4 protein-coding genes are annotated in these 4,695 nt (G+C 73.6%); 3 read left to right on the forward strand and 1 reads right to left on the reverse strand.

The features are described from left to right. The 3 genes from V7Z97_RS18300 to V7Z97_RS18310 form a co-directional block, all read left to right on the forward strand. Positions 1-625 (forward strand): hypothetical protein (locus tag V7Z97_RS18300; RefSeq protein WP_334164877.1); only part of this gene is annotated, 625 nt, incomplete at its 5' end. 92 nt (positions 626-717) lie between these two features. Beyond that, positions 718-3,042 (forward strand): putative bifunctional diguanylate cyclase/phosphodiesterase, encoded by a 2,325-nt coding sequence (locus tag V7Z97_RS18305; protein WP_334164878.1) that lies wholly within the window; start codon positions 718-720, stop codon positions 3,040-3,042. Between the two features lie 44 nt (positions 3,043-3,086). Continuing rightward, on the forward strand, positions 3,087-4,277 hold the full coding sequence (locus V7Z97_RS18310) for a tetratricopeptide repeat-containing glycosyltransferase family protein (RefSeq protein ID WP_334164879.1): 1,191 nt from the start codon (positions 3,087-3,089) through the stop codon (positions 4,275-4,277). Positions 4,278-4,395: 118 nt separating this feature from the next. Here the strand turns inward: V7Z97_RS18310 and V7Z97_RS18315 are convergent. Continuing rightward, on the reverse strand, positions 4,396-4,695 hold a 300-nt coding region (locus V7Z97_RS18315; protein ID WP_334164880.1), incomplete at its 5' end, for a DUF4142 domain-containing protein.

Here is a 4,695-nt window from a genome sequence, read left to right on the forward strand (position 1 = left end):
CGGAAACGGGAACGGCAATGCCGAGCCTGGCCCGCCGGCCAACAGCAATGCGGGCGGAAACGGGAACGGCAATGCCGAGCCTGGCCCGCCGGCCAACAGCAATGCGGGCAGTAACGGGAACGGCAATGCCGAGCCCGGTCCTCCGGCCAACAGCAATGCGGGCGGCAATGGGAACGGCAATGCCGAGCCCGGTCCTCCGGCCAACAGCAACGCGGGCGGCAATGGGAACGGCAATGCCGAGCCCGGTCCGCCGGCCAACAGCAATGCGGGCGGCAATGGGAACGGCAATGCCGAGCCCGGTCCGCCGGCCAACAGCAATGCGGGCGGCAATGGGAACGGCAATGCCGAGCCTGGCCCGCCGGCCAACAGCAACGCGGCCGGCAATGGGAACGGCAATGCCGAACCGGGGCCTCCTGCGAACAGCAATGCGGGCGGCAATGGGAACGGCAATGGCGCGCCCGAGCCGACGCCCCCGGCGAACAACGGCAACGGTAACGGCGCGCCCGAGCCGACGCCTCCGGCGAACAACGGCAACGGAAACGGCGCGCCCGAGCCCACGCCTCCGGCGAACAACGGCGGCGGCAATGGGAACGGAAACGGCAACGGCAACGGCAAGAACGGATAGTGTTCCGCTGGCCCTGGACAAGACGACCGGCTGAGCCCTCAGCCGGAGCCGCACAGGCAGCCGGTCCCGCACGCCGCGGGGCCGGCTTCGCCGTGGTCGCGGCCGTGGTCCTCGGCGCCCACTTCGGCGGGCTGCTCCGGCCGCTGGACGACGGGCTCGCCGACCTGCGCTTCCGGCTGCTGGAGCGGCCGGTGAGCGGCACGCTCGCCACGGTGGAGATCGACAGCGCCAGCCTGCAGGCCGCCGGCCGCTGGCCCTGGGACCGCGAACGCTACGCCGTCGCCATCGAGAAGCTGCAGAAGGCCGGGGCCAAGGTCGTGGCCTTCGACGTGGACTTCAGCGCCCCGTCCGACCCGCAGTCCGACCGGCGGCTGCAGGCGGCGGTGGAGGCCCATCCGGGCGCGGTGATCCTGCCGGTCTTCGTGCAGCGCAGCGCCCGTGGGCCGGACGGCGTGGTCGTGGAGAACGCGCCGCTGCCGGCGCTGGCGGCCCAGTCGGTGCTGGCCAGCGTCAATGTGCCGGTGGACCCCGACGGGCGGGTGCGCCGCTATCCCTTCGCCCTGGAGACCCGCGGCGGGCCGCGCCCGTCGATCGGCGCCCTGCTGGCCGAGGCGCCGCCGGGCCGGGCGGGGACCTTCCTGCTCGACTACGGGATCCGGGTGGAGGACGTCCCGCACCTGAGCTTCGAGGCGGTCTACCAGGGCCGGTTCGACCCGGCGGCCGTGCGCGGGCGCTCGGTGCTGATCGGGGCCACCGCCCTGGAGCTGGGCGACGAGTTCGCCACCCCGCGGGTCGGCACCATGCCCGGGGTCGACGTCCACGCCCTGGCCTACGAGAGCGTGCTGGCCGGCCGGACGCTGACCCGGCTCAACCCCTATGCGACGCTGCTGATCGCCGGCCTCGTCGTTGTCCTGCTCAGGCCCCGGCGCCGGCCCATGTCGCTGAAGGCCCTGCTGGCCCGCCACGTCGCCGTGGGGACCGGCGCGCTGGTCCTGCCGCTCTGGCTGCAGGGGCTGGCGCCGGTGACCCTGGACGTGGGTCCGATCCTGCTCGCCCAGGCGCTGGTACTGGTGTGGTCGGTGCGGCGCGAGCTCGACCGCCGGGCCGAGGCGATCGTCCGCGAGCGCGAGGCGGGGCTGCTGCACCTGGCGATGCACGAGCCGGAGACCGGGCTGCCCAACCGCCGGGCGCTGTCCGCCGAGATCGACGGGCGGCTGGCGGAGCAGGAGGACGCTCTGGCGGTCGTGGCCGTGGGCATCGACCGCTATCCGGTGATGCGCGGCGCCGTGGGCTACCACATGGCCACCCTGGTGGTCCGGGCGCTGGCCGAGCGGCTTGCCGAGGCGAGCGGCCAGGCGCAGGTCGCCCACCTTTCGACCTCGGTGCTGGGCCTGGCGCTGAGCGCGCCGAGCCGGGCCGAGCTGATGGAGCAGGTGCAGCGGCTCGAGCGGCTGTCGCCGGCCTTCCAGATCGGGGAGCACGCCGTGGACGCCTTCGTGCGGCTGGGCGTCGCCTACCGCGGCCCGCACGGGGAGACTGCCGAACAGCTTCTCGAGAACGCCTCCCTGGCGCTCGACCGGGCCCGGCGGATCGACCGGCGCACCGTGGCCTACGACGCCGCCGCCTTCGTGGACCCGCGGACCAACCTCGCCCTGATGAGCGACATGCGGAAGGGCCTGAAGGCCGGCGAGATCTCGCTGTGCTACCAGCCGAAGGTCTGCCCGACGACCGGCCGGGTGGCCGGGGTCGAGGCCCTGGTGCGCTGGGAACACCCGACCCGCGGCCCGATCGCGCCGGGCGTCTTCATCGGCGCGGCGGAGGAGACCGGGGCGATCCGCGGGCTCACCGAATGGGCGCTGGAGCGGGTGCTGGCCGACCGGGCCAAGCTGCGCGAGGCCGGCCGGACCGTCAGCCTGGCGCTGAACGTCTCGCCGCGCCTGCTCACCGACGGCGGCTTCCTGGAGCGGGCGCTCAAGTCGGTGCGCAAGGACGCGCGCGAGATCACCTTCGAGATCACCGAGACGGCGGTGGTGCGCAGCCCCGAGGCGGCCATGGCGGCGATCGCCGCCTACCGCGCGGCCGGGGTGAAGATCGCCATCGACGACTACGGCGCGGGGCTGTCGTCCCTGGCCTACCTGAAGATGATCCACGCCCACGAGCTGAAGCTCGACAGGTCGCTGGTGAGCGGGGCCGCGGCCAGCGAGCGCGAGCGGCTGATCCTGAAGTCGACCATCGACCTGGCCCACGGCCTGGGCATGCAGGTGGTGGCCGAGGGGGTGGAGTCCGAGGCGGTGCGCGAGGCGCTGGCGGAGCTGGGCTGCGACGCCATCCAGGGCTACCTGATCGCCAGGGCCATGCCGCTCGACGAACTGATCGACTTCCTGGCGGCGGAGCCGGCGCGGGCCACGGCCGCCTGAGGCGTTTGGGCGGCGCGGCCGCCTTGGGCTAGAAGACGCCGGCCATGGCCGATTCAGAGCCCATCCCGCCGTCCTACGAGGACGGCCTCGCCCTGCAGCGGGAAGGCCGCTTCCCCGAGGCGATCGCCGTCTACCGCGAGGTGGCGCGGCGCACGCTGACCGTCCGGCTGGCGGCCAACCTGGGCCACTGCCTGGGCGAGGTCGGCGAGTACGCCGAGGCCGAGCACTGGCTGGGGCTGGCGGCCCGTCACCAGCCGGCCAATCCCGACATCCGCCAGCGGCTGGGCGCGATCTATTCGGCGCAGGACAGGGTGGAGCTGGCCGAGCTCGAGTACCGCACGGCGCTGGCCTTCAGGCCCGACTTCGCCGCGGCCGAGCTGGCCCTGGCCTCGCTGCTGCTGTCGCTGGGGCGGTTCGCCGAGGCCTGGCCGCTGATGGAGGCGCGCACGCGGACGCACCAGCGCGTGGTGCCGCCGGTGAACCTGCCCTATCCGGAGTGGACCGGCGAGCCGCTGGCGGGCCGCTCGGTGATGGTGCAGGTGGAGCAGGGCCTGGGCGACCAGATCCAGATGGCCCGCTTCGCCGGCCTGCTGAAGGCGCGCGGCGCCGGCCAGGTGACGCTCACCTGCCGCAGCCCGCTGGCGCCGTTGTTCCTCGCCACGCCGGGCGTGGACGAGACGGTGGCCCTGGACGCCGGGACCACGGCGAAGCTCCGGCCCCACGACTTCTGGACCCGCTATTTCACCCTGCCCTGGCGGCTGGGGGTGACGGAGGCGAACCTCTGGCCCGGCCCCTACTGTTTCGCCAGCGCGGACCGGAAGGCGCGCTGGAGGCCGGACGCGAGGATCGGCCTGGCCTGGCAGGCGAGCCCGACGGGCTTCAACGGCGCCAACAAGGGGCTGCCGCCGGACCAGGCGCGGCGGCTGCTGGAGCGCGGCGCGGTCAGCCTGCAGCCGGAGGACACCGGCGTCGCCGACATGGCCGACACCGCCGCGATCATCGACGGCCTGGACCTGGTGATCTCCATCGACACCTCGATCGCCCACCTGGCCGGGGCGATGGGCAAGCCGGTCTGGATCCTGCTGCCGTTCCTGAAGACCGACTGGCGCTGGATGCGCCACCGCACGGACTCGCCCTGGTACCCCACCGCCCGGCTCTACCGGCAGGCGCGGCTCGACGGCTGGGGCGAGATGGTCGACCAGGTGATGGCGGACCTGGAGACGGCGGGACTGTAAGCGAGGTTGGCCCCGCTCCTCCCCGCTCGCGGGGGAGGTGCTGGATCCGCTGCCGCGCACGGCAAAACGGCCGCCCCCGGGGGGGCGGCCGTCCTGGGTTCGGAAAAAGGGCTCCGGCCTAGTTGGCCGCGCCCATCTTCTGGGCGAGTTCGCGGGCCTTGGTCAGGTGGGCCTCGATCTTCGGAGCCACCTTGGCGGCGTGCGCCTTCAGGCCGGCGTTGTCGCCGTTGTCGGCATAGCCGCGGTGCAGGGTGAGCGCCTCCTCGTGGGCGGCGACCTGCTGGGTGAGGAACACCTTGTCGAACTGGTCGGCCGGGGCGGCGTTCAGGTTGTCCAGCATGCCCTGGCGGCGCTCGTCGAGCTTGGCCGGCGGGGTCTGGCCGGCGGCGGTGACGAGCGGCTTCATCTCGTTCATCGC

This window comes from Phenylobacterium sp. (assembly GCF_036821595.1).
Taxonomy (GTDB): Bacteria; Pseudomonadota; Alphaproteobacteria; order Caulobacterales; family Caulobacteraceae; genus Phenylobacterium.

What these genes read in the sequence shown, in the direction of transcription:
- V7Z97_RS18310 (WP_334164879.1), top strand. Translation starts at nt 3,087, where the DNA reads ATGGCCGATTCAGAGCCCATCCCGCCGTCCTACGAGGACGGCCTCGCC.